The sequence below is a fragment of the Nonomuraea jabiensis genome (genome assembly GCF_014204795.1).
GTDB classification, from domain to species: Bacteria; Actinomycetota; Actinomycetes; order Streptosporangiales; family Streptosporangiaceae; genus Nonomuraea; species Nonomuraea jabiensis.
In genome coordinates, this window is record NZ_JACHMB010000001.1 from 7,546,862 (window position 1) to 7,572,094 (window position 25,233).

A 25,233-nucleotide genomic window follows, 5' to 3' on the forward strand; every position below is an offset into this window, starting at 1 on the left:
GAGCCAGGGGCGAAAACTGTTGCATGCACGCCTGGGGCGAGGTGTACGGCGGGCTACGCTCGGAGGTGGATCAACTCTTCCGTGAAAGAAGATCATCATGAGTACGAGAGCGTTCCCGCTCACGCTGCGCGTCACGGTGAGCGAAGCGACGCCGGAGGAGATCAGGGAGAAGGCCGTGGCCCGGGCGCACAGCTTCTTCGGTGCCGCCGCCGAGCTGGACGTCATCAGCGCCGAAGCCGAGCCTGACGCGGAGGTGGAGGGCCGCTACCGCGCCACCGTGCTCTTCCGGAAGGTCGCCTGACGGGCCGGCGGCTCGGGGTCGCGCCGAAGGTCAGCGCCGCGCCGGCGAGCTGTCCAGGAGACGGGCGTGGCTAACGACCGGTGGCCCAGGGCATCAGCTCGGCGACCACGATCTTGCTCCACGGCCGGGCCAGAGCGCGCAGCTCCTCGCAGCCCGCGGCGCCGAGCGCGGTGTACGGTGCCAGCCCCATCCGGTCCGTCGCCGCCTCGATCTCCTCACGCCGTCTGCGCCCTTCCTCGGTGAAAGATCCCTCGAAGAGCCAGCCACGCTCCTCCAGCCGCCGCACGGCGGCAGCCCAGTCGGCCTCGGGCCAGCCTCGCGTGGTCCGGAGCACCTCGGGGGTGACGGCGCCGGTGGCCGCGTGGGTGACCAGGGCTTCGATGCCGCTCAGGCCGGCGGCCAGGAGGGCGGCGAGATGGCCGTCGCCGCGATACTCGCGCAGCAGGGTCTGGGCGTGCCAGAGCACCAGGTGGGGAGCCTCGGGCCAGGGCAGCGCCGTGTGCGCGGCGTACAGAGGCCGCCCGCTGAGCTCGCCCGCCACGCTCTCCGCCGCCCGGCGGGCCAGCGCCGCCGCCCGCGACATCTCCGGGGAGTCCACCGCGTCGCCCAGCACGCGCCGCAGCGTGGCGTCGGCCGATTCGAGCCGGGCGGCCAGGATGTCGGCCGGCGAGGCGAGCTGCCAGGCGGCCGGGATCGCCTGCCGTACCAGATCGGGGTTGAAGTTGTAGAAGGTCGCGATCACCGTTGCGGCGGGCACCGGACCGAGGGCGGCGGCTCGGGAGGCGAAGTATCCCATCCGGCCGCTCAACCCGAGCTTCTCGTAGGCGGCGCTCGCCTCGGGAGAAAAGTAGATCATCCCGTGCAACGGCTCCAGGGTGCGCCAGGTCCGGCGTTCCAGCGTCATGCCGCCGAAGATACCGACCAGTCAGTATGGGTGTCCACAGCTCTTGAATCCGCGGCGCGCATGAAAGTGGGCCGCGCCAGTGCTGGGGGAGACTGGCGCGGCCCGTTTCGCCGGGGAACCGCCGCATGCCCGGAGGGCGGTCCGGCGAGATCAGTGGGCGAACTGCTCCTCCTCCGTCGACCCCCGCAGCGCGGTCGTCGAGGAGTCGGGTGCCACGGCCGTGCTGATCAGGTCGAAGTAGCCGGTGCCGACCTCGCGCTGGTGCCGCGTCGCGGTGTAGCCGCGCGACTCGGCGGCGAACTCGGCCTCCTGCAGCTCCACGTACGCCGTCATGCCGTCCGCGGCGTACCCCTGGGCCAGGTCGAACATGCCGTAGTTCAGCGAGTGGAACCCGGCGAGCGTGATGAACTGGAACTTGTACCCCATGTGTCCCAGCTCCCGCTGGAACTTGGCGATGGTGGAGTCGTCCAGGTGCTGCTTCCAGTTGAACGACGGCGAGCAGTTGTAGGCGAGCATCTTGTCCGGGTACGCCGCCTTGATGGCCTCGGCGAACTCGCGGGCCACGTCCAGGTCGGGCGTGCTGGTCTCCATCCAGAGCAGGTCCGAGTACGGCGCGTACGCCAGCCCGCGGGCCACGCACGCCCCCAGCCCGTTCCTGACCCGGTAGAAGCCCTCCGGGGTGCGCTCGCCGGTGGTGAACGCCTGGTCGCGCGGGTCCACGTCGCTGGTCAGGAGCGTCGCGGCCTGTGCGTCGGTCCGCGCGATGATCAGCGTGGGGACTCCGGCGACGTCCGCGGCGAGGCGGGCGGCGTTCAGGGTCTTGATGTGCTGGCCGGTCGGGATGAGCACCTTGCCGCCCAGGTGGCCGCACTTCTTCTCGGAGGCGAGCTGGTCCTCCCAGTGCACGCCCGCGGCGCCGGCCGCGATCATGCCCTTCATCAGCTCGAACGCGTTCAGCACCCCGCCGAACCCGGCCTCGGCGTCCGCCACGATCGGCGCGAGCCAGTGCGGGGCGCCGGTGTCGCCCTCCGACCAGGTGATCTGGTCGGCGCGGAGCAGCGCGTTGTTGATGCGGCGCACGACGGCGGGCACGGAGTTGGCCGGGTACAGGCTCTGGTCCGGGTACGTCTGCCCGCCCAGGTTCGCGTCCGCGGCGACCTGCCAGCCGGACAGGTAGATCGCCTTCAGTCCCGCCTTCACCTGCTGGACGGCCTGGTTGCCGGTCAGCGCGCCGAGGGCGTTGACGTAGTCCTCGCTGTTCAGCAGGTCCCACAGCTGGCCGGCGCCGAGCCGGGCCAGCGTGTGCTCCTCCTGGACGCTGCCGCGCAATCTGATCACGTCTTCGGCGCCGTAGGTGCGCTCGACGCCCTCCCAGCGAGGGTCGTTGTCCCATTCGTCCTGCAGCTGCTCAGCAGCTCCCTTGAGGCGATCGATCATTGTTCACTCCCTTGTCGTCCCCTGGGGCTCACAGCCGAGTGTGTGCCCTGGGAGGGGCCGCCCATAGTCACGAACAGAGAGAAGAACGGCGAAAGTTTCCAGGCCGTGCATTACTGGCGGGTATTCAACAGTGAAGAAATCGATAGTTTTCCTGTTGGCCTAGACCAATCCGAGCGACCCGGCAGCCCGGCCCGACCTGTTCAGGAGACTAGAAAATGGGCCGAATTTCTGTCTAAGATGCCGACATGGTGCCCTTGCTAGGCGAAGAACCGCTGTCTTTGACGCAGGAGCTTGACCTGATCGCGTTCGGCCAGCGCCTCCGGCACCTGCGCAAACAGCGCGGCCTCACCCTGTCCGACCTGGGCTCGCGCGTCGGCAGAGCGCCGAGCCAGCTGTCGCTGCTGGAGAACGGCAAGCGCGAGCCCAAGCTCTCGCTGCTCAAGGGGCTGGCCGCCGCGCTGGGCGTGCCCATCGAGGAGCTGCTGCGCCGCCAGCCGCCCAACCGCCGCGCCCAGCTCGAGATCGCGCTGGAGGAGGCGCAGCGCGACCCCATCTACGCCGGGCTCGGGCTGCCCCGCCTGAAGGTCTCCGCCCGCGTCCCGAACGACGTGCTCGAACACCTCCTCGGCCTGTACGGCGAGCTGCGCGCCCGGCAGGCCCGCGGCACCGCCACCCCGGAGGAGGCCAGGGCCGCCAACGCCGAGCTGCGGCGCAGGCAGCGCGAGGTCGGCAACTACTTCGGGGAGATCGAGGAGGCCGCAGCCAAGGCGCTGGCCGCGGTCGGCTACCGTACGGGCGCGCTGTCGCAGAGCATGATCCAGAGCCTGGTCACGCACTTCGGCTACACCGTGCACACCGCGCAGGACCTGCCGCGATCCGTACGTTCCATCACTGACCTCCGCAACCGCCGCATCTACGTCAAGCACGAGCAGCTCGGCATGCACACTCCGCGCACGATCCTGCTCCAGACGCTCGGCCACCTCGCGCTCGGCCACGACAAGCCCCGCGACTTCGCCGACTTCCTGCGCCAGCGCACCGAGGCGAACTACTTCGCCGCCGCCGTCCTCGTCCCCGAGAAGGCCGCCGCGCTCTACCTGCAGGAGGCCAAGGCCGACCGGGCGCTGTCGGTGGAGGACCTGCGGGACGTCTTCGCGGTGTCGTACGAGATGGCCGCCCACCGCTTCACCAACCTGGCCACCCACCACCTGGGTCTCGTCTGCCACTTCGTGCGCAACGACGCCGGCGGCACCATCTACAAGGCGTACGAGAACGACGGCATCGTCTTCCCGGCCGACGAGCAGGGGGCCATCGAGGGGCAGCGGATGTGCCTGCAGTGGTCGGGGCGGCAGGTGTTCGCCTCGCCCGACCGGTTCTCGGTGTACTACCAGTACTCCGACTCGCCCACCGGGACCTATTTCTGCGTGGCGCACGTGGATCCGTCGCGGGAGCGGGACTTCGCCATCACGCTGGGGGTGCCGTACAAGGAGTCGCGCTGGTTCAGGGGCCGGGAGACCACCAGCCGCACCAAGTCCAACTGCCCCAACGGCGACTGCTGCCGCCGCCCGCCCGCTGAGCTGTCCGAGCGCTGGGAGGGCTACGCCTGGCCGTCCGCCCGCGCCAACTCCCACGTCCTGGCCGCGCTGCCACCGGGGTCGTTCCCCGGGGTGGACGAGGCGGACGTGTACACGTTCCTGGAGCGTCACGCCGCCACCGCATAATCTGAAATGTGGGGATACGGGGGGAGGGGTCGCATGCTGCCTGAAGTGCGAGGATGGTTGCGGCACCGTACTTCGTCCGCCGCGGACTGGCCGCTCCGGGACCTGAAGGCCGCCAAGGGGGAGACCACGGTGAGCGTGGTGCTGCCCGCCCGCGACGAGCGGGAGACCGTGGGCGAGATCGTCGGGGTGATCCGGCGCGAGCTGGACGGGCTCGTCGACGAGATCGTGGTGATCGACTCGCGTTCCTCCGACGACACGGCGCTGGTGGCGCGCCGCGCGGGGGCCTGCGTGCACGCCCAGGACGAGATCCTGCCGCAGCTCAAGCCGATGGACGGCAAGGGCGAGGCACTGTGGAAGTCCCTCGCCGTGACCTCGGGGGATGTCCTGGTGTTCGTGGACGCCGACATCCGGAAATTTCGTGCTTCTCTGGTATTCGGCCTGCTCGGGCCGCTGTTCGCGGACTCCACCGTGGTCTACACGAAGGGGTGCTATGACCGGCCCTTGCACGGCACCGCCAACGGCGGCGGCCGCGTCACCGAGCTGGTGGCCCGCCCGCTCATCAACCTCCACTGGCCGCAACTGGCCGGTTTCGTCCAGCCCCTGGCCGGGGAGTACGCCGGCCGCCGCTCGGCCCTGGAACGCGTGCCGTTCCTGACCGGGTACGGCGTGGAGCTGGGGCTGCTGATCGACCTGCTCGACCTGGCCGGGCTGGACGCGTTCGCGCAGGTGGACCTGGGCTCGCGCGAGCACGCCCCGCAGTCGACCGAGGCGCTCGGGAGGATGGCGTCCCAGATCATGCTGGCCGCCTGGTCACGCCTGCTGCGTCAGGGCAAGATCGAGAGCTGCCACGAGCCGTCCGTCCGGCTGGCACAGTTCCGGAGGGGGCCGGACGGGCACGACATCCTGCTCCGCGACGTCGGGATCGGCGAGCGCCCGCCCATGATCACCGTGGCGCCTTGAACGCGATCACCGTGACGCCTTGAAACCGGACGTGACGAACGCGGCGATCTGGTCGCGCATGGCCTCGTGGTCGTCCGCCGCGTCGCCCAGGATGATGCGCCCGAGCTGGCGCATCATCGACGGGAACAGCGCCAGCCCCGTCATCATGAACACCATCCGGGCCACCTCGGGCGACGGCTCCACGCCCAGGCCCTCCGCCAGCGAGGCCGTCTTGCGGCGGCAGCGCTCCACCCGTACCTCTTGCCCGGCCGGCAGGCCCTCCTGGTCGCGGTAGTTGAGCGCCTCCCACATCAGCAGCCGCACCAGCTCGGGATGTGAGTGGTAGTAGTCCGTCAGCCGGGCCACGTAGTCACCGGGATCGGCGCCCGGGAGGGAGATCTGCGTCGTCAGGTCGTCGAGCGCCTCCTTGATGACCTCGTCGAACAGCTTCTCCTTGCTGCCGAAATGCCCGTAGATGCGCTCCTTGTTGACGCCGGCGCGCTCGGCGATGCGGTCCACGCGGGCGCCCGCCACGCCGTACGCGGCGAACTCCTCCCGCGCGGCCTCCAGCAGGGCGGCGCGCGTGGCGGCGGTCGAGACCTTGGGTGCCATGCCGCCCATGATAGCCACCAACCAGTTGGTTGTAATCCAACTGAACGGTTGACATCCAACTAGTTGGTTGGCTACCGTCGCGACACATGACGACCACCTTTTCCCCCGCGCCGCACCACGCGGCGGCGCCCTCGCCGGCCGGCCTGCCCTTCGGGCGCACGCTGGCGGCCTTCACCCTCACCGCCGTGCTGGTCAGCGGCCAGCTGTACATCGTGATCCCGCTCCTGCACGACATGGCCACCGGTTGGGGCACCTCGGCCGGCGGGCTGACGTGGCTGGTGACCGCATTCGGCATCGGGTACGGAGCCGGTTTCCTGATCTTCGGCCCGCTGTCCGACCGGTACGGGCGCCGCCGGATGCTGATGATCGGGCTGCCCCTGGCCGCGCTCACCTCGGCGGCGGTGGCATTGAGCCCGAACCCCGAAGTGGCGCTGGCGTTGCGGGCGGTGCAGGGGCTGGCGGTGGCGATGTTCCCGCCCGCGGCCCTGGCGTACCTGGCGGAACGGGTCGAGCCGCGCCGCCGCGTGGCCGCGATCGCGGCGATCACCGGCGCGTTCCTCGCCTCGGCCGTGCTGCTCCAGGTGGCCGCCCAGCTGCTGGTGGACGTGATCGGCTGGCGCGGGCTGTTCCTGCTGTCGGCGGCCGGGTTCGTGCTGGCGTTCCTGGGCGTGCGGGCCGTCGCGCTCCCTGACCTGCCGCGTGCGGGCGGCGGCTCGCCGCTGTCGGTCTACCGGGCGGTGCCGGGCCTGCTCTTCCACCGCGTCCTCGGCCTGCGGTACGCGGCCACGGTCATGCTGATGGCGGGCTTCGTGGCCGTTTACACCGGTCTGCAGATCTACGGCGTGAGCTCGTCCTCCGAACTCCTCGCACTCCGCGCGGCGGGGCTCCCGTCGATCGTCCTGGTGCCGCTGCTCATGCCCTGGCTGGCCCGGATCCACGCGCCGATCAGGGCGGCGGCGTTCCTGGCGGCCGGAGCCCTCGCCCTGGCCGCCGTCGGCCTCACCGGGACGGCCGCGCTGGTGCTGCTGCTGGCCGTCTACGTCGCCGCCATCACCGGCGGCCTGCCCAGCCTGAACGAGGCGATCTCCGCCGGCGCCGGACCGGCCCGGGGGACGGCGCTGTCGCTGTTCTCCTTCGCCCTCGCGGTCGGCGGCAGCGTCGGCCCGCAGCTGGCCGCCGCGTTCGGGGGGTTCACCCCGCTCCTGTACGGCCTCGCGATCGGCATGGCGCTGGCGGCCCTCGCCACACTGCTCTCCGGGGTATTCCGCCGCGTAGCTACCGACCGGTAAGGTTTCCTGTTACCACTGGTAACATCGGGTCGAGGAGAGTGCGTACATGACCGGCTTCTGCCCGGAACCCAGCGACGACGTGGCCGAGGTGCGCGACTGGGTGCACGCGTTCGCCCGCGACGTGATCCGCCCGGCGGGCGCCGAATGGGACGAACGCGAGGAAACCCCCTGGCCAGTCATCCAGGAGGCGGCCAAGATCGGCCTCTACTCCCTCGACTTCTTCGCCACCCAGTGGTTCGAGGAGAGCGGGCTCGCGCTCCCCGTCGCGTTCGAGGAGATCTTCTGGGGCGACGCCGGCATCGGCCTGTCCATCGTCGGCACCGGCCTGGCCGCCGCCGCCCTCGCCGCGAACGGCACCCCCGACCAGATGGGGGAGTGGCTGCCGCAGATGTTCGGCACGGAGAACGACGTCAAGCTGGGCGCCTTCTGCGCCTCCGAGCCCGACGCCGGCTCGGACGTCGGCGCCATCCGCACCCGCGCCGTCCGTGACGGCGGCGACTGGGTGCTGGACGGCGTCAAGACCTGGGCCACGAACGGCGGCATCGCGAACGTCCACGTGGTCGTCGCCTCGGTCGACCCCTCACTCGGCACCCGGGGCCAGGCGTCCTTCGTCATCCCGCCCGGCACCCCCGGGCTGTCCATGGGCCAGAAGTTCCGCAAGCACGGGATCCGCGCCTCCCACACGGCCGAGGTGGTCCTGGACGGCGTGCGCGTACCGGGCTCCTGCCTGCTCGGCGGCGAGGAGAAGCTGGAGGCCCGGCTGGCCCGCGTACGCAACGGGGAGCGGGCGGGGGAGCAGGCGGCGATGCGCACGTTCGAGACCACCCGCCCGTCGGTCGCCGCCATGGCCGTCGGCATCGCGCGGGCCGCCTTCGAGTACGCCAGGGACTACGCCCGCGAGCGGGAGCAGTTCGGCCGCAAGATCGGCGAGAACCAGGCGATCGCCTTCCTCCTCGCCGAGATGGCCACCCGGGTGGACATGGCCCGCCTGCTGACCTGGCGGGCGGCGTGGATGGCCCGTAACGGCCGGCAGTTCTCGCAGGCGGAGGGGTCGATGTCGAAGCTGGTGGCGGGGGAGACGGCGGTGTGGGTGACGGAGCAGGCGATCCAGATCCTGGGCGGTGCCGGATACACCAGGGAGCACCCGGTGGAGCGCTTCCACCGGGACGCCAAGATCTACACGATCTTCGAAGGCACGTCGGAGATCCAGCGCCTGATCATCGGCCGCGCCGTGACGGGCCTGCCGGTTCGCTAAAATATCCGATCCTCGAAATCCGGTCATTGCGCCCTGTTTCATCACTGTTCCGGCAGAGCGGTTGGCCTGTCCCAGAATGACCTCGTGTCGACGACGCGTGAATACTCACCCCCAGGCGGGACGCGCGGGTTCTGGTGCTTGTCGCAACACACCTGATCATGGAGAACCAGTCGCGAGCTGCGGCGCAATACGCTTCCGCACGATCGGGGCGTCCGCCCTTGTGGGCGTCTTGCTTGGCGAGCAGGAGTCCCCGGCGCGTGTGCCGGCCTGCTCCCCACCCCTCAACGAATACTCAACCAGTTCTCAACACCGCCCGGCGCACCATATGGATCGCCAGTTGATCAACAGGACAAAGGGGGGCACCATGCGATTCGGGACCAAGACGGTAGGAATGCTGGTTACGGCCGGCGCGATCATGGCGGCGACACTCGTGAACGGGCCGGCCGCGTCGGCCACTCCGTCTCCGTGCTACGCGTACAACTCCTCTATCTCTAACCTGGACGGCGGCTACGGCGTGATGAAGGGCTCCTACAACCTCAAGAAGGGGCCCTACGCGGACCGGTGCGGGAACGTGGCCAGGCTCGGCAAGGGGCGGGTCATCTACTTTCACTGCTGGGTGAAGAACGGGCGCGGCAACCTCTGGGTCTATGGCCGGGTGAAGGGAACGGGGACGTACGGCTGGATGTCGATCGACAACTTCAGTTCCATCCGTCACTCGAACTACGAGACGTGCAGGCCGAACGCCGATCGGGATCACACATAGAAGAACTTCTCGTGAGAATCAAGGACCAGGGCCTTCCCGGCCGACGCCGCAACCTCGGCCTTTCTCGAAACCTCTCGCTTTCATCGGCAACTCGATGACAGCGGGCCGAAATTGGACAGGGGAGAGACGAATGGTTGACACGCCGAGAGCAACGGCGGCCCTTCTCTCGCTGGTCTTGGCAGCAAGCCTCGTTGCCTGTTCCTCAGCCGGCGAAGAGCGCGGGCCGGGCGTCGATGGCTGGAACCCGCAAAGCTGGAAGCACCTGGCGCATGCGCAGTTCCAACTGCCGGACACGGCGATTGCCGAGTCCGACAAGGCCACGCCGAACACCGCCGTGAGGCAACTGTGCGAGCCCGATGAGCTGCCCGCTGATGCCGGGGATGTGGCAGCCATCCGATCGCTCTTCGACCAGGACTTCACGAAGATGGCCGTGGTCACCCAGGACCCGCAGACCGCGGCGACTCATGTAGGGTACGTCGACCGTGCTGGCAAGTTCACCGATCTGACCGGGAACGAGGACTTCGGCAACACTCCGCACGAGCACAACGCGGCCTTCTCTCGGGACGGGAGCGCGGTCTGGTTCACGTACGAGGTAACCGACCAGCCCGGGATCTCGACCAAGGACCGGGTCGCGAGTCGAGCGCTTGCCGGGGACCACAAGGCGGTCGATCAGTTGGAGATCGGGATGGTCGGCGAGAGCAACCTCATCATGGTGGGGAGAGCGCCGAGCAGGGCGGTGGTGGACAGTAGTGCCTTCCTCTCGCCGGACGGCAAACGCCTTCTGGCTGGAGGTTACGTCCTGGACGTCCCGGCGGAGGGCCAAGGGGTGGGCCGGGACCTCGTGGAGAAGGGCAGATACATCTCTTGTGATGGTGGCTGGCTCGACAATGACACGGTGCTGTGTAGCGCGGACGGCAGGTTTGCCGCGCTGGACATCGCCTCGGGGGCCAAGCCTGGGGCGCCCATAGTCCCCAGCAACGACTACGACAACCACGCCATGGTGATCTCCCCTGACGGTCAGAGATTCGCGTTTCTCTCCGAGAAGGGGGCCGCGACAGATTACTACCTCTGCGACACCACACCGGGATCCACGCCCCAGAAGGTCGAGCGAACCGGGGAGTTCTCCGCGCTCGGCGACACTGCTGCGTTCATTGAGTGGCGTTGAACGAGGGTGCCTCCGACGGGGACTGTCCCAGGACGCGAGGCTCTGCCCGATCGCGGCGCCATGATCCTGACCTGTGCGGTCATCAGGGATTGATCGCGTTGGCATGGCGGGCAATGGATGAGAGCAACCGTGCCAGATCCAAACGCAACTGTCGGTGCCCAGCCTCTATGACACTTCCCGCGGCTGGGAGTCAGACCTGCCGGCTCGCCCTGCCGCGCTCCGGGGCGGTCGCCGTCTTCCGGCAGGGCGGCAAGAACGACGGCACCTTCACTGTGGACGGCGAGGGTGCGGTGGCCGACCCGCGGGTCACCATCGACCTCGCCACCGGCCAGGTCCAGCCGGGCAACTACGTCGTGGCTCCCTTCGGCGACTACTCCGGATATGGTCTGTTCTGGGAAGACTCCACGAAACCATGGTCGCCTATCCGCACGCCAAGTGACCTCACGCGTAGGAGCCCGGTCGCGCTCAGTGATGCAGGCGGCCCCAGCGGGGGCACGGCTCAAACTTCTTGACGATCGGCCCGCGGAGCCACCTGGTGCTGGGCATCGGCCCACGAGCCTGAACGCCGGCGACGGCGATGATCGGCGCGGACCGGGCCGATGCGGACGACCCGCGGCCCGCTGCACACGCGAAGGAGCAGCCCGTGAACGAGCTGGTTGACGTCATCACCACATGGTTCGACGGCCGATCAACCACGAGCATGGTGGTGTGGGGGTGGCCCATGCTGGTGTGGGGCCGCGTCGGGAAGGCCATGCTGTACTTCGCCGCGCTGTCCATGCGGGCTGGGCTGCTCGCTCGAGGAGTACCAGGCCTTCCATCAGAGCGTCATCGCAGAGCTGCCCCGCGTCCACACGGAGGGCGACGGCAATCCATGCGACCGCGAGCACGACCATCTGTGCGCCAGACAGCATCGTCACATTTCTCTGCGGATCGACGCGTTCCTGACGGAACATGTGCCTGATGAGAAGCCCTCCAGGGTGCGCTCCTGGATCAGGCAGCGCCCTGCGGCTCGCCCTTCCGGACGCGGACGCCCAGGCAGCCGCGCTGCTCTCGGACCGCGACGTCGGCAGGAACGGCGTCACGGCTACCGAGCGGATCCTGGCGGCCGGCCCCATCCAACACCGAGATCGCCGCCCGGCCGTGCGTCAGCAAGGCCGCGGTCAGGACTCACCTCAACCGGGCCATGGCGAAGCTGAACCACATCCACCGTTGCCTGGTCAGCGCTCTGACGGATCCTCAACAGATCCTCAACACGACCGCTCTACCCTCCTCCCATACCGATCGAGATGGGAGCTGGTCATGGGCAGGATTTCGCGGTTCGGGCTCGTCGCCGCAGGCGTGGTGGTGGGCGGCGCGCTCGTCTGGGGCGGGGTCGCGGCGGCGGGCCGGCTCTCGGGGCCCGCGCTCACCGTCGTGAAGGAGAGCAGGCAAGTCCCCAAAGGTTATCTCTCCACGAACGTGGTGTGCCCGGAGGAGCAGCACGCCATCGGCGGCGGCTACGCCTATCACGGAGACCACGACCTGGAGAATCCTGTGACCGTCGAGGTGAACGCGCCTGAGACCACCAGCGACAAGCCGGGGAGCGTGGCCGACGCCTGGGGTCTGTTCTTCCTCAACCCCAAGAACAAGACGATCACCGTCGAGGTTTCGGTGATTTGCGTCCCCATCGGCTAGCCCCGATGCCGACCAGTTGGATAACGTCCGTAGCGGGTGGCGATCGCCAAAGTGCCGGGTTCGCAGGGAGTCACGCAGCCCCTGCTGGGCCAGGGCTCCGTGCTCGTGCCGAGCTGCCACAGCGCCCATTCGGCGTGTCTCGGATCTTGGAGAGTCACCTCCATCCGCGCATGTCCCAGCAAGGACCGTATCGACGAGCTCGAACGGCACGAGCTCGGTCAACTCCCCCGAATGCCCGGGAGCGAGCTACCTCCCGGCTGTCGCGCGGGGCGAAGAGTCCGTCTCGACAGCGCGGGAAACAGCAGAGCCGGCATACTCGGCAAGCAACGGAGAACCAGTTCTTCGACGGCTGGTTGTGTTCCGAACCTCAGCGTGTGGCCCGAGGAATGGGACAGCCGGTGGCGACAACCAGGGGGAGGCCGTCCCCGGCGAGCGAACCCGACCAGCCACGCACCGCCGCGCCGCCCCCTCAACCGGGATGTCCCCGCCCCTCACCGCCGGCAGCCCGCGATGCTTCGGCGCGGTCGGCGTGCGATCTCGGCTGTCATCGTCGCGTACCCCGAGCGGCCCCAGGATGCGAAATTTCCACCCACACCTTCCTGTGGGAAGGAAATCTGGATCAGAATGGCACACTTGATGACACCTCTCACTCCCGCGGACCCGCACCGCCTCGGCGGCTACTGGCTGGCCCACCGGCTGGGCGCGGGCGGCCAGGGCGTCGTCTACGAGGGCTACGGAGAGGTGGGAGAGCGGGTCGCGATCAAGGTCCCCAGGTACGACAGCGCCGAATCACGCGCCAGACTCGCGAAGGAGGCGGCGGCGGCCCAGCGGGTGGCCTCGTTCTGCACCGCCAAGGTGATCGAGGCACAGGTCGATGCGGCTCCGCTGTACATCGTCAGCGAGTTCGTGCCAGGGCCGAGCCTGAGGCGGGTGGTGGCGGGGTCGGGGTCGTACGAGAAGGACGCGCTGCGCCGGCTGGCGGTCGGGGTGGCGACCGCGCTGACCGCCATCCACCAGGGCGGGATCGTGCATCGCGACCTCAAGCCGGACAACATCATCATGGGGCCGGACGGGCCGCGCGTGATCGATTTCGGCGTGGCCCGTGAGGTGGGGCCGACGACGAGCGGGCCGATCATGGGCACGCCCGGATACATGCCGCCGGAGGTGTTCTCGGGGCGGGGCGCGAGCGAGGCGGCCGACCTGTGGGCGTGGGCGATGGTGGTGCTGTTCGCGGCCCGGGGCAAGGACGTGATCGAGGCGGGGGATCCGGCCGCCGTCATCGGGCGGGTGATGGAGTTCGAGCCGGACGTGTGCGGCCTGCCTGAACCCCTGGACGCGCTGGTGGCCGCAGCGCTTGCCCGGGATCCCACGCAGCGGCCAGCCGCCGGACAGGTGCTGCTGCGGCTGCTGGGCCATGGCGGCCAGGCGCCGCTCCGCCGCGGCGACGACCTGCTCGAACGCGGCCTTACGCAGGCGGGTGCCCTGACCGGACGGCCCGAGCCCGATCTGGGCGCGATCGCGGAGGAGCTCTACGGCGAGCTGACCGAGGCCGAGCGGGCGACCGTGCCCGAGGTGTTCCTGCGGATGATCGACGGCGACGAACTCCGGGCCGTCGGCAGGGACGAGCTGCCGGACTCGCAGGCCGTGGACGCGATGCTCACGGTGTTCGGCGCCGCGGGCCTGGTCACGCGGTCCGGTCCCGCGTACGAACTGGCCACGCCCGGCCTCCTGCACGCCTGGCCCCGGCTGCGCGACTGGGTGGCGGGCAACCGCGAAGGGCTGCCCGTCCACCGGCGGCTCGCCGAGGCGGCCGCGCTGTGGGACGAGCATGGCAGAAGACCGGCCGACCTGCTGCACGGCTCGGCACTCGACCGGACGCTGCAGTGGGCCGCCACCGCGCACAAGGATCTCACGCTGGGACGGCGCGAACGCGAGTTCCTCGACGAGGCGGTGAGCCTGGCCCGTTCGAGGGCGAGGAGACGCCGTCTGGTCGCGGCGGCCCTGGCCGTACTGCTCGTGGTGGCGCTCGGCGGGCTCGGCACCGCGGAGTACCTGCGCAAGGAGTCGAGCCGCCAGCGCGACGACGCGCTGGCGCGGGAGCTCGCGATGCGAGCCGCCGACCTGCGGCAGAGCGATCCTCAGGTCGCGAAGCTGCTGAGCGTGGCCGGCTGGCGGCTGAGCCCGGAGCTGCCCGAGACGCGCGGCGCGCTCTACGACTCGCTCTCTCAGACCGCGACCTCCGTCTTCCTCGACCCCGACTACACGGCCGCGACCGTGCAGAACCTCAGCCAGGACGGCCGCGTGCTCGTGTCCGTGGACGGCGGGACAGCCAGGATCTGGGACGTCACCGGCCAACGGCGGATCGGCGTGCTGTCCGGGGTGAGCGCGGAGGTGTCCCAAGCCGCGCTCGCCCCCGACGGGCGCACCCTGGCCCTCCTCGACCGCGAGGGGGTACGGCTGTGGGACACGCGCACCGGAAGACCGCTCGGGGCCCCCATCGCCCGTCAAGGCAGGCCATCGGGCGGCGGCACGCTGAGCTTCGACGGCTCCGGGCACTACCTCGCCATCCCCTGGGGAGCGAAAGCCCTGCCCGAATGGTGGGACGTCGCCAAGCGTAAGCAACTCACCGCTCCCTCGGGAGCCGCGCTCAACGCGATCAGCCGGGACGGCCGCTTCGGCTACGTGGTTAAAGGCCATGACGCGGAGTTGTGGGACCTGCGCCGGGGCAAGAGGACGCCGATCCCGCCGATCGAGCAGGACAAGGGCGTCATCAACCAGACCACCTTCAGCGACGACGGCAAGATGATGATGACCACGGAGCTGGTGAATTCGAAAGAGACGAGCAGGATCCGTATGTTCGAGCTGCCGTCCGGTGCGGAGGTGATGGAGCAGGAGGGCGGGATGGGGCCGGGGGGCGGGGTGGGCCCGGAGGCCGGTTTCGTCTTCGGCGACGCTTTCATCGCCAACTGGGGCGACCGGGAGCGACTGACCTTGCAGCGGCACTCCACCCCTGACACGGTGGACAGCCAGACCATGCCCACCTTCTTCGACGCGGCGTACAGCCAGGCCATGCCCGCCTTCGTCGGCGGGCTCCGCTTCGACCTCGCCGACCGGGCCGTCCGCTATCTGGATGAACACGGCGCCGTCCATACCGAGGACGTCTCGATGGTGTTCGACCAGCCGATCGGCGGCGGCGAGAGCGGGGACGTACGGCTGGCTCCCTCCACGCGCGTGCTGGCCGCGATCTGGGGGGACCGGGTGGAGGTCAGGGACGCGGTGACGGGCCGCGCTTTGATGAAACTGATCAGCCGGTCGGGCGGTGGCGGCGCGACCGCCTTCAGTCCCGACGGCCGCCGGCTCGCCCTGGCCGCCGACGACACGGTCCACATTGTGGATCTGACCGGGTTCAAGGTGTCGGCCCGGCTCAAGCTGGGGGGTGGCATCGAGCAGGGCGCCCAGGCGCTGGCGTTCAGTCCGGACGGACGCACGCTGGCCGTGTCGCGCTACGGGGAGCGCGGTCGCGTCGAACTGTGGGACCTCGAACGCGGATCTCGACGAGCCGAGACGGGGACAGGCGCGACAGACCTCGCCTTCCGCCCCGACGGACGGCTGCTCGTGACCGGAAACCCGCTCCAGCTCATCGATCCGGAGAAGGGCGTCACCCGGCCTCCCGAACAGGGCACCGGGCAGCTCGCCGGCGCCTTCGCCTTCAGCCCGGACGGCCGGCAGGTGGCCTTCTCCGGGCCCGGCCGGCTCACTCTGTGGGACGGCGACGTCAGGACCAGAATCGCCGAGTTCCCCGCAGTGCCGGGCAGCGAGGTCACCATGCTGGCCTGGTCGCCTGATGGGCGCACGCTCGCGACGTACGAGAAGGGCTTGCGCGTACGTCTCTGGGACGTGCCGAGCCGGCGACCGCTGGGCGTCGTCTTCGACGGCAAGCAGGCGGCGGACGGCGCCGACGGCGGGTCAGTGGCGTTCTCTGCGGACGGCACGAAACTCCGCGCCGCCGCCCCCGACGGCACGATCCGTGTGTTCGACGTGGACGAGCGGCACGTGGCCGCGACCCTGTGCGTGCGCGCCGGTCGTACGCTTACCGCCGGTGAATGGTCCCGCCACCTGCCTGGCATCGAACCGTTCGCGGTGTGCCCCTAGCCAGTAGGGCAGCGGGAATACCGGAGCCACCAGTGAGGTGGTCGGGGTCGAGGGCATCCAGACGCTGTTCGGCCACGCTCGCTTGTCTGGCGCGTCACCGGGTTGCCGGCCGTGGCGTCAGATTCATGCGGATCCCGTCCGCGGCCCACAGCACGAACCGTTCGACGGGGACGACGTCATGTCCGGAGACCGGCTGGAAGCGGAACCTTCTCAGGAGGATCGCCAGCACCAGCTCGGCCTCCATCGTGGCCAGGCGCGCGCCCTCACAACTGCGCGGCCCGAGGCCGAACGGGATGTAGGCGTAGCGAGGCCGGCCGGCGACCTGGTCGGGGGTGAAACGGCCGGGGTCGAAGGTCTCGGGATCGGGCCAGTACTGCGGGTTCATGTGGACGGCCCAGAACGGATAGAAGATGGTCGTCCCGGTGGGGATCTCGTAGCCGGCCAGGACGAGGTCCTCGGTGGTCTCGCGAGCCCCGTACGGACCCGGCGGATACAGGCGCATCGACTCCTTGAGCGCCATCTGAAGACGGGTCAGCCGGTTGAGGTCGGCGTACTCGGGTGCGACCCGATCGGACAGGACCTCGTCGATCTCCGCCGTGACCCGCTCGGCCTCGGCGGGGTGCCGGGAGAGCAGGTAGAGGGTCCACGAGACCGCCACGCCGGTCGTGTGATGGGCGGCAAGCATGATCATCAACACGGTGTCCCGCACGCGGGCCGGGCTCATCCCCGCCGCGACCAACGCCGCGGCCAGGGCGTTGCCGTCCTGATGGGCCGGGGCGAGCACGTCGTTCACGGTCGCGCGCAGGTAGGTCAGGGCCTCCTCGGCACGCTTGCGTCTCTGCTCCTCGGTTCCCGGGTCGGCCGGCTGGTACTGACGGCCCAGGTATTCCGTGAGCACCACCTCGAAGGCCGCCACGACCTCGTCCGGGTCGTGAACGCCGTTGCCGAGGGCGTACCGGCAGATCATCCGGAGCGACAGCGCGCTCAGGTCCTTCTGCAGCTCGACCGGTCCCTCGCCGGCCTGTTCCGCCCACCGGTCCGCCAGCCGGCCGGCGAGCGCGCTCAAGCCGGGGAAGTGGGCCTCGTGGGAGCGGCGGCCGGCCAGTACGGACAGGACCGCGCGGCGCCATGGCGTGTGCTCGTCCGCGGGCAGGGTCTGCAGGTTGCCGGCCTCGCACAGCGGGGCCAGGAACGCGAACAGCTCCTCCGGCCGCTTGTCGATCCCGGCGGTGGCCTCGAGCAACACCGGGTCCGCGATGGAGACCGCTGAGTCCGTGCCGGGCAGCTCGAAACGTACGACCGGCCCGTACTCGGCGTGCAGCCGCAGTTGATAGGCGTGCAGGCCGCCCGCGGCAGCGATGTCATGCAGCCCGCCGTCACCCCGCACGGGCGGTCCGGGAATCACCGACACGTTCCCTCCATGGACATACGGATCTCTTCCACGTATCTCTCGTGAAAGGCTGCTTGGCAAGGTGCCGAGCACCCGCAGCCGGAGGGGCAGAGGCTTACAGCGGCAGCTCCAGCGTGACGGTCGTCCCGTTGCCGACCGATGAGGCGATGTCGTACCGCCCTCCCAACGCGGCGGCCCGGGCGTGAAGCCCGCTCCGGTCGATGACCCCGTGCGAGCCGAGCCCCGGCCCGTCGTCGCAGACGGTCAGCCGCAACGTGACCCCTGCGGTCAGCGCCATCGAGACGTACGTGGCCCGCTCGACGGCCGAGAACGCCTCGACCAGCACCTCGAACGCGAGAAGGGCCGCTTCGCGGGAAACCGCGCCCTCCGGCAGCGCCCACACCTCCACCGGAATCCCCGCCTGCTCGCCCCAATCGGCCACGAACGCCTTCACCGACTCCCGCAGGCCTGTGACAGGCGACGGCCCAATGATCACATCCGGTACCACGGTCATGACACCCCCTCCTTATGGCACCAGGGTCATGGAGGGGTCTTGGAGCCGCATGGTGATGAGATGAGATTCTCATGAATCGGGCCCGGTCCCGCGCCGGCGGTTGCTCGGCCTCCTCGACGTCACCGCCCCATCCGCGACGGAGAAACACCACGGGACGCACAAGAGCCCGGCGTGCGCGGACCTCATACGTCCCGTGGAGCAAGACTTCCGTGCGGTCAGTCGCTGCCCAGCGGCTCCAGCACGAACACCGGGATCTCCCGGTCCGTCTTCTTCTGATAGTCGGCGTACGGCGGATACGCCGCCACCGCCCGCTCCCACCACTCGGCCTTCTCCGCGCCGGTCACCTCACGGGCCTTCATGTCCTGCTTGACAGGGCCGTCCTGAAGTTCCACGTGGGGGTGGGCCTTGATGTTGAAGTACCAGACGGGATGCTTGGGGGCGCCGCCCTGCGAGGCGACCACGGCGTATCGGCCTTCGTGCTCCACCCGCATCAGCGGGATCTTACGGATCTTGCGGCTCTTGGCACCCAGGGTGATCAGCAAAATGACGGGCAGGCCCGTGTCCATCAGGGTCGTTCCCTTGGTGCCGCCGGAGCTCTCGTACAGCTCCACTTGCTCGCGCACCCAGGGCGTCGGGCTGGGTTCGTACTCACCCTCAAGAGGCATGGCGTCCATCCCTTGGTCGGTTACGTGTGACTCACGTTCTGGACGCTCCAACACCCGGCCCGTGGGTTTTCATCCACGCGTCAGTCTCGGTTGCGCGGGGACCGCCTCGCTGGTCGCCGCCCTGGCAGGGCAGTGGCTCCCGAGCCTGATACCTCCTCGGTCGGGGTGTCAGGCTCGTTGATCGTCGGGCTCAGAGCTTCCGGATCGATACGGCGTTGTCGCCGATCCCGCCGCCTCGGGCGTACACGCACAGATAGGTCTGCACGACAGCGACGACGGTCCAGCCGGGCGGCGCCGACTGGACGCCGCAGATGGTGAGTGTGCGACCGGAGGGCAGACCATTGATGTTGGTGAGGGTCTGCTGATTGTTGAGGACGCCGTTAGGAGTCTTGCTGATTTCACAGTTGTAGGAGTAGGACAGCGCCGTGGCATAGAACCCGGCCGGGGGCGGAGGCGTGATGCAGGTGGTCACCGTGCCGCCGGGGGAGGTGTCGCTGATGACCTGGATGGTTTTCGCGTTGTAGTAGATGGTGCCGGGCTGGCCGCACTGGTACCAGTCGAAGTAAGCCGTCGGCATCGAGCCGGTGGGGATGGGGGCGTTTGCGCAGACGGTCGAGCTGGGGCCGAGCATCTGCGCCGATGCTCCTGCCGGGGAGGGAGAAAGACACATGACGGCGGCCGCCGCGACGACGATGGCGGTCAGCAGTCTTCTCATCGGCGCTCCTGTCGAATCGATGTTGGGGGACATCACGACTCATCATTACTGAGCATCTGCCTCCGAGAAATGCGTGTTGTCGTGTCAATGTGCGAGTGGCATTCTTTGACACACGCATTGCGCGTTTCGACGAAAGCTGCGATACTTCCCGCCGCAAATAGGATATGCGTTTCGCCTATTTAAGGCAGTGACCTCAATGCCCGCACTCTGCCCGGACAGCGGCAGCGACGAGACAGTGCGGATCTGAGCACGACGACGAGCTCGGCACTCTGAACCACATCACCGACGACGTCCGGCTGGCGGCGGCGCGGGCCGTGCGCCACGGCAGGAGCGTGTCGTGCGCGTGGGAGGTCGCCGTGCCGGAGGAGATGGAGCGGTTGCGCAGACGCTCACGTCGCCGGCCGGCGTGCTGCTCCCGGCAAGCCTGCTCGTTCCCCCGCCGTCGTCACCGCGCGGACACCAGGGCCGGCACCGCCCTGGTGTCCGGGGACCAGGGCCGTCAGCGGAAGTCGGAGATGCGCAGTACCGCCAGCATGTCCGTCGCTCGGGAACCGGTCGAGAAGGACGCCTCGGCGCCGACCCAGCCGCGGAAGGCACCGGTGTCGTCGATGATCTGCATGAGCGGTTTGACGTGGGAGTTGCCGGTGTAGCAGAACTCGTCGCGCTCCATCGCCAGGCAGGTGCACCAGTGCCACAGCGTGTCGCGGCGGTCGGTCTTGGAGATCATCGTGAGGTAGTACTGGATGGAGGTGATGTTGGCGCTCGTTCCGCCGCCGTACTTGGGGCAGCCGCCCTCCTTCTTGCAGGCGCTGTTCGAGGAGGGCTGGAGGTAGGTCAGGCACGAGGTGGTGGCAGAGCAGGCGCGGAAGGAGGACAGGCCGAACGGCTGGTCGTCGGAGGTGACGAGCTTGCCGCCCGCCCAGCTCCTCAGGTCCTGCCTGAGCGAGCCGGGGAACGCCTTCACCGAGCTCATCGCGCGGCGGGTGCTGAACGCGGCGTTGCTGCCGTAGCCGTACCCGTTCGTGGCCAAGGTGCTCTGCTTGAGGTCCAGGCGGGCCAGCTTGCCGTCAGGCGAGGTCCGCACGTACCACTGCTCCGTCCACGTCTGGGCGATCTTCCACCGGATGGTGAGCACGTCCCCTGACATCGTGTACGTCCCGGTGCGGCTCTCGTCGGGGGCCCCGGTGAAGCCCCCGGCGGTCAGCACCTCGCAGGTGCGAGCCCGCGACTGCTTGCCACCCGCCTTGGTGGTGCAGCTCGAGTCGGGGACGGTGCCGGTGCGCTGCCTCGCCTGGGGATGACGCTGCCACCACAGGTACATGGCGGCGCTCACCGTGCCGTTCGCGGCGAAGCGGTAGTTGCCCAGGCGTAGCCAGTTCTGCTGGGAGGCGGCTTTCAGGTGACCCTGTGAGACGACGAAGGTGGTCTTGCCGCCCGGCAACGAGGCGGCGGAAACCGTGGCTGTGGCGGGGTGTACGGGCAGGATCGTGATGGCGAGTATGAAGGACAGGATTGCCGCTGCGGTACGCATGTAGAAGCTCCGGAAGGCTTACGGGCTTGGCCGATCGTCAACGGGCCACCATATTCGGCCGGGACCGGAAATGTCTTCAAAACCGAACATCGGGTTACCGTCCGTGCGGTCGCCGCCAGGATATCCCCTAAAAATTAGTAGGAAAAGTTGATATCGTCGGCGTGAGATCGTACATCACCGCTCACGGATGCCCCCAGCGGTGACGACCGCCTCGAAGGAAACGTTCAAAGGAAGGTCATCGTCCGTGCCCGACTCCACGCCGTCGCCTAGTCTCGCGACCATGCCGATCGACGAGAACACCGCACTCCTCCCCGACCCCGGCCGCGCCGTGGTCGCAGTCGAACCGCCGGCCGCGGAGGAAGGACACTGGGCGGGCGCGCCCAGCGCAGTGGCCGCGGACGGGCTGATCTATCTCGCCTACCGGCTGCGCCGCCCCGTCGGGGAGGGGCGCGGGTACGCCGTCGTGGTCGCCCGCTCGGCGGACGGTGAGCGCTTCGAGACGCTGACCACCGTCACCCGCGAGGAGATGGACGCGGAGTCGCTGGAGCGGCCCTCGCTGGTACGCCTGCCGGACGGGCGCTGGCGGCTGTACCTGAGCTGTGCCACCACCGGTACCAAGCACTGGCGGGTGGAGGTGCTGGAGGCGGCCGACCCGGCGGCGTTCGATGCGCGCTCGCGCGTCACCGTCCTGCCGGGCGATCCGAAGACCGGGGTCAAGGACACGGTGATCGTGCGCCGGGACGGCGTCTGGCATCTGTGGGCCTCCTGCCACCCGCTCGCCGACCCCGACGAGGCCGACCAGATGGTCACCGACTACGCCACCAGCGCCGATGGTCTGGAGTGGACCTGGCACGGCACCGCGCTGAGCGGTCGGCCCGGGCTGTGGGACGCTCGCGGCGTCCGGGTCAGCGCGGTGCGTTTCGGCGACGACCGGGTGGTGGCGTTCTACGACGGGCGGGCGAGCGCGGCGGAGAACTACGAGGAACGTACCGGCATCGCCGTCGGCACGGACCCGGCCGTGCTGACTCCGCTGGGCGAGGCGCCCGCGGCGCGGTCGCCGCATCGCGGCGGGGGGCTGCGTTACCTGGAGTTCGTGGACCTGCCGGGTGGCAGGGTCCGGCTGTACTACGAGTTCACCCGCCCGGACGGAGCCCACGAGTTGCGTACCGAACTGCGTTGATCAGGACCGGCGGCCGTTGCGGGCCTGCCGCTGCCCCGGCGGCCGGACGCCGACCAGCCCGCCGGAGCGCTCGCGGGGGCGGAGCCAGTCGCTGAAGTCCTCGCCGGTGACGCGCTGGAGCAGGTGGATGTCGTCGGCGAAGTACGGGATGAGCTGCTGCCGCTGCTCCCAGGACAGCGGGCGTCGAGCCGGGCCCCGGCGCTGTAACAGGGCCTCGACCGGCCCGGCCAGGGCGGAGGGCAGGCGCCTGCGCAGCGTGGACAGCATGAGGTGCCGGGCCCCCGCCGCCGGGTGCGCCGTCACGTTCTCCCGGGGGACCTCGGTGAGCACCCCTTGGCGTACGCCGAGGAAGGCGCAGATCCGATCCAGCGTGGCGGCAGGCCGGTCGACGATGTCCCGGTAGCGGAAGATCAGCACCTGCTCCCGGGGGAACAGGCCGTACAGGTGCTCCAGCTGTTCGCCGTACCGGCCCAGGCCGACGTAGTGCCAGAAGTGCCCCCACCCGTCGGCGATCCGCCGCTGCTCGGCCTCGCACGCGCGCACCAGGTCGCCGATCGGCTCCAGCCCGGCCGACCACAGATGCGTCCAGTTGGAGTGGGCCCGCTCGACCGGGTCGCGTAGCGTCACGATGAGCCTGACGCCGGGGATGGCGGCGTGGATGCGCCGCTGGGCGGCCAGGTCGTAGAGGTAGAAAGGCGTGGACTCGCCGGTCAGGGTGCCCGGGGGCGCGTCGGCGAACAGCGCCTCGTAGTCTGCGCGCCGCCAGACGTGCTCCTGGTAGGTCGCGGCGTCGCCGGGGCCGCCTCTGCCGGGCGGCGGGCCGTCGGTCAGGAAGAACTTCGGCTCTTTGATCTTGGACAGATAGAGCTCCGGATGCTGCTGCAGCGCGCTGTGCAGGGCCGTCGTCCCTGCTTTGGGCGCACCGGCGATCAGAAAGTCAGGCAGGGGCACCGCGTTCCTCCCGGCGCTCGTCACGATAAGCCTATTTTCCTACCAGAAGTATGGGATGTTCAAGCATGGATTTAAAACCCACTAAACCAGTAGGTCTTGACGGTTTAGTGGTGGCTGTGTTGAGCTGAGGTTCGCTGACGAACATCAGAAAGGCTCGGCTCATGCCTGTGGAGTTCCTCGGGATCGGCGGGACCAACGACGGCTCGGAGACCTCGCCGCGCTCCGGCGCCTCCTTCGACAAGCAGTACACGCTGCGGCTCGCCCGCGCCCACCAGGAGTACGGCTGGGACCGGGTGCTGTTCGCCTACGGCTCGGGCTCGCCCGATCCGGCGCAGGTGGCCGCCTACGTGGCGACCAGGGTCGAGGATCTGCAGATCCTGCTGGCGCACCGGCCGAACGTGTCCTATCCGACGTACGCGCTCAAGACCTTCGCCACCCTCGACCAGATCAGCGACGGGCGGCTGACGGTGCACTTCATCACGGGCGGCAACGACAGGGAGCAGGGCAGGGAGGGCGACGTCCTGACCAAGGACGAACGCTACTCCAGGACCAGGGAGTACATCCAGATCGTCAAGAAGGGCTGGACGTCGAGGGAGCCGTTCGACCATGAGGGCGAGCACTACTCGTTCGAGGACTTCGTCTCGGACGTGTTCCCGGTGCAGCAGCCGCGCCCCAGAGTGTCCTTCGGCGGCTCGTCGGAGGCCGCCTACGCGGCGGGCGGGGCGGAGGCCGACATCTACTGCCTGTGGGGGGAGCCGCTGGCCGAGACGGCAGAGCAGATCGCCTCGGTGAAGCAGGCGGCGTCGCGGGCGGGCCGGAGCGACGTGCCAAAATTCCAGGTGGCGTTCCGGCCGATCATCGCGCCGACCGAGGAACTGGCATGGGAGAAGGCCCATCGCATCCTGGGCGATCTGCACCGGGTGGGGGCGAACCGGCGCCGGTTGTCCGGCCCCCCGCAGAACGCCGGCTCGCAGCGGCTGCTCGGCGTCGCCGCCAAGGGGGAGCGCCACGACCGCGCGCTGTGGACGCCGACCGCCGCGGCCACGGGAGGCGCGGGCAACTCGACGGCGCTCGTCGGCACCCCCGAGACCGTCGCCGAGGCCCTGCTGGACTACTACGACCTGGGCGTGGAGATCCTCTCGGCCCGCGGCTACGACATCCTGGACGACGCCATCGACTTCGGGCGGCATGTGATTCCCCTGGTCCGCGAGGGGGTCGCCGAACGGGACCGGCAGCGGGCGGCGCGGGCGCGGCTGAGCCCGGTCGCGCCATGACCGCTTCCCCGGCCGTCCTGGACGACCCCGTACGGGCCTCGCTCCTGGGCGCGCACGCCCATCTGACCGAACGGCGCGGCCGCGTGCTGCGGTATCCCCTCGACGTCTCGCCGTTCCTGTCGATGCCGCCCGAGCCCGGCCCGGCCGACTGGGACGATGTCGCCGCGCTGGTGGGACCCGCCGGGCAGGTGGCCCTGCCCGGCACGGTGTCGGCGCTTCCGGCCGGCTGGGAGGAGGTGGCGAACGTGCCGGGGGTCCAGCTCACCGGCGAACGCCTCACCGGTGCGGACGACGCCGGCGTGGTCCGGCTGGGGGCGCGGGACGTGCCGGAGATGCTGGATCTCACCGGGCGTACGAAGCCGGGCCCGTTCCTGCCGCGTACCGTCGAGCTCGGCGTCTATCTCGGGATACGGTCCGGAGGCGTGCTGGTGGCGATGGCCGGCGAACGCCTGCGCCCGCCGGGCTGGACCGAGGTCAGCGCGGTCTGCACCGATCCCGCCCATCGAGGCCGCGGCCTGGCGACCCGGCTGGTGCTCGCCGTCGTTGCGGGCATCCGCAGGCGGGGCGAGACCCCGTTCCTGCACGCCTCGGCCGCCAACGTCGGCGCGATCCGCCTGTACGAGCGGCTCGGCTTCCGCCTGCGCCGCACCACGGACTTCCGCACTGTACGGGTTCCGGCGCGGGATGCCGTCGAGTGGCTCGCCCCAGAAGCGCTGGATGTCGGCCTCGGTGGCGGCCGAGAACCGTGAGAACGGTACGCCCCGATGTACGGTCCCCTAAATTCCTACCGGGGAAGTCTTGATT

The 25,233-nt window shown here is 69.5% G+C and carries 22 protein-coding genes; 13 read left to right on the forward strand and 9 right to left on the reverse strand.

Features of this window, described 5'->3' with window-relative positions:
- Nucleotides 1–97: 97 nt before the first annotated feature.
- The gene (locus tag HD596_RS34520; RefSeq protein WP_185073503.1) at nucleotides 98–301 is read left to right on the forward strand and encodes a hypothetical protein; all 204 of its coding nucleotides are present in this window, start codon (nucleotides 98–100) and stop codon (nucleotides 299–301) included.
- A gap of 70 nt (nucleotides 302–371) precedes the next feature.
- On the opposite strand, the gene HD596_RS34525 is transcribed toward HD596_RS34520, so the two are convergent.
- Nucleotides 372–1,205 carry an SCO6745 family protein gene (locus HD596_RS34525; protein WP_185073505.1) on the reverse strand — a complete coding sequence of 278 codons (834 nt, stop codon included), beginning with the start codon at nucleotides 1,203–1,205 and terminating at the stop codon, nucleotides 372–374.
- Nucleotides 1,206–1,355: 150 nt separating this feature from the next.
- The gene (gene aceA, locus HD596_RS34530) at nucleotides 1,356–2,642 is read right to left on the reverse strand and encodes an isocitrate lyase (protein WP_185073507.1); all 1,287 of its coding nucleotides are present in this window, start codon (nucleotides 2,640–2,642) and stop codon (nucleotides 1,356–1,358) included.
- A 278-nt stretch (nucleotides 2,643–2,920) separates the two neighbouring features.
- On the opposite strand from aceA, the gene HD596_RS34535 reads away from it, so the two are divergent.
- Entirely contained in the window at nucleotides 2,921–4,360 is a 1,440-nt protein-coding gene (locus tag HD596_RS34535) for a helix-turn-helix transcriptional regulator (protein WP_185073509.1), read from the forward strand.
- Nucleotides 4,361–4,393: 33 nt separating this feature from the next.
- Complete coding sequence (locus tag HD596_RS34540) at nucleotides 4,394–5,320, forward strand: glucosyl-3-phosphoglycerate synthase (protein ID WP_185073510.1); 927 nt, start codon at nucleotides 4,394–4,396, stop codon at nucleotides 5,318–5,320.
- Nucleotides 5,321–5,326: 6 nt separating this feature from the next.
- Here HD596_RS34540 and HD596_RS34545 read toward each other — a convergent pair whose 3' ends face one another.
- Nucleotides 5,327–5,911: a TetR/AcrR family transcriptional regulator gene (locus HD596_RS34545; RefSeq protein ID WP_185073512.1), complete on the reverse strand. Its 585-nt coding sequence runs from the start codon at nucleotides 5,909–5,911 to the stop codon at nucleotides 5,327–5,329.
- 86 nt (nucleotides 5,912–5,997) lie between these two features.
- On the opposite strand from HD596_RS34545, the gene HD596_RS34550 reads away from it, so the two are divergent.
- From HD596_RS34550 to HD596_RS34580, 7 genes are all read left to right on the forward strand, one after another.
- Nucleotides 5,998–7,200, forward strand: a complete 1,203-nt coding sequence (locus tag HD596_RS34550; RefSeq protein ID WP_185073514.1) for an MFS transporter — start codon at nucleotides 5,998–6,000, stop codon at nucleotides 7,198–7,200.
- Nucleotides 7,201–7,246: 46 nt separating this feature from the next.
- Complete coding sequence (locus tag HD596_RS34555) at nucleotides 7,247–8,455, forward strand: acyl-CoA dehydrogenase family protein (protein ID WP_185073516.1); 1,209 nt, start codon at nucleotides 7,247–7,249, stop codon at nucleotides 8,453–8,455.
- A gap of 364 nt (nucleotides 8,456–8,819) precedes the next feature.
- A complete protein-coding gene (locus tag HD596_RS34560; protein ID WP_185073518.1) occupies nucleotides 8,820–9,218 on the forward strand; it encodes a hypothetical protein in 399 nt (132 codons plus the stop codon).
- 130 nt (nucleotides 9,219–9,348) lie between these two features.
- On the forward strand, nucleotides 9,349–10,383 hold the full coding sequence (locus HD596_RS34565) for a PD40 domain-containing protein (protein WP_185073520.1): 1,035 nt from the start codon (nucleotides 9,349–9,351) through the stop codon (nucleotides 10,381–10,383).
- Nucleotides 10,384–10,550: 167 nt separating this feature from the next.
- Entirely contained in the window at nucleotides 10,551–10,895 is a 345-nt protein-coding gene (locus HD596_RS34570) for a hypothetical protein (RefSeq protein WP_185073522.1), read from the forward strand.
- Nucleotides 10,896–11,682: 787 nt separating this feature from the next.
- Nucleotides 11,683–12,057: a hypothetical protein gene (locus tag HD596_RS34575; protein WP_185073524.1), complete on the forward strand. Its 375-nt coding sequence runs from the start codon at nucleotides 11,683–11,685 to the stop codon at nucleotides 12,055–12,057.
- A 636-nt stretch (nucleotides 12,058–12,693) separates the two neighbouring features.
- The gene (locus tag HD596_RS34580) at nucleotides 12,694–16,209 is read left to right on the forward strand and encodes a WD40 repeat domain-containing serine/threonine protein kinase (protein WP_246557402.1); all 3,516 of its coding nucleotides are present in this window, start codon (nucleotides 12,694–12,696) and stop codon (nucleotides 16,207–16,209) included.
- Between the two features lie 94 nt (nucleotides 16,210–16,303).
- Here HD596_RS34580 and HD596_RS34585 read toward each other — a convergent pair whose 3' ends face one another.
- The 5 genes from HD596_RS34585 to HD596_RS34605 all read right to left on the reverse strand — a co-directional run bounded on the left by HD596_RS34585 (nucleotide 16,304) and on the right by HD596_RS34605 (nucleotide 21,024).
- The gene (locus tag HD596_RS34585) at nucleotides 16,304–17,620 is read right to left on the reverse strand and encodes a cytochrome P450 (RefSeq protein WP_185073528.1); all 1,317 of its coding nucleotides are present in this window, start codon (nucleotides 17,618–17,620) and stop codon (nucleotides 16,304–16,306) included.
- Between the two features lie 94 nt (nucleotides 17,621–17,714).
- Entirely contained in the window at nucleotides 17,715–18,113 is a 399-nt protein-coding gene (locus tag HD596_RS34590) for a sensor histidine kinase (RefSeq protein WP_185073530.1), read from the reverse strand.
- Between the two features lie 215 nt (nucleotides 18,114–18,328).
- A complete protein-coding gene (locus tag HD596_RS34595) occupies nucleotides 18,329–18,778 on the reverse strand; it encodes a nitroreductase family deazaflavin-dependent oxidoreductase (protein WP_185073532.1) in 450 nt (149 codons plus the stop codon).
- Between the two features lie 190 nt (nucleotides 18,779–18,968).
- Nucleotides 18,969–19,493, reverse strand: coding sequence for a hypothetical protein (locus HD596_RS34600; RefSeq protein WP_185073533.1), 525 nt, complete (start codon nucleotides 19,491–19,493; stop codon nucleotides 18,969–18,971).
- 499 nt (nucleotides 19,494–19,992) lie between these two features.
- Nucleotides 19,993–21,024 carry a hypothetical protein gene (locus tag HD596_RS34605; RefSeq protein ID WP_185073535.1) on the reverse strand — a complete coding sequence of 344 codons (1,032 nt, stop codon included), beginning with the start codon at nucleotides 21,022–21,024 and terminating at the stop codon, nucleotides 19,993–19,995.
- Nucleotides 21,025–21,304: 280 nt separating this feature from the next.
- Between HD596_RS34605 and HD596_RS34610 the strand changes: the two genes are divergently transcribed.
- Nucleotides 21,305–22,204, forward strand: a complete 900-nt coding sequence (locus tag HD596_RS34610; RefSeq protein ID WP_185073537.1) for a glycoside hydrolase family protein — start codon at nucleotides 21,305–21,307, stop codon at nucleotides 22,202–22,204.
- Here HD596_RS34610 and HD596_RS34615 read toward each other — a convergent pair whose 3' ends face one another.
- Entirely contained in the window at nucleotides 22,205–23,155 is a 951-nt protein-coding gene (locus tag HD596_RS34615; protein ID WP_185073539.1) for a sulfotransferase family protein, read from the reverse strand.
- 161 nt (nucleotides 23,156–23,316) lie between these two features.
- Here HD596_RS34615 and HD596_RS34620 point away from each other — a divergent pair, with 161 nt between their 5' ends.
- Both HD596_RS34620 and HD596_RS34625 read left to right on the forward strand, forming a co-directional pair.
- Nucleotides 23,317–24,429 (forward strand): LLM class flavin-dependent oxidoreductase, encoded by a 1,113-nt coding sequence (locus HD596_RS34620; protein ID WP_185073541.1) that lies wholly within the window; start codon nucleotides 23,317–23,319, stop codon nucleotides 24,427–24,429.
- Nucleotides 24,426–25,178 (forward strand): GNAT family N-acetyltransferase, encoded by a 753-nt coding sequence (locus tag HD596_RS34625; protein ID WP_185073544.1) that lies wholly within the window; start codon nucleotides 24,426–24,428, stop codon nucleotides 25,176–25,178. Before HD596_RS34620 ends, HD596_RS34625 begins: the two co-directional genes overlap by 4 nt.
- Nucleotides 25,179–25,233: the final 55 nt, after the last annotated feature.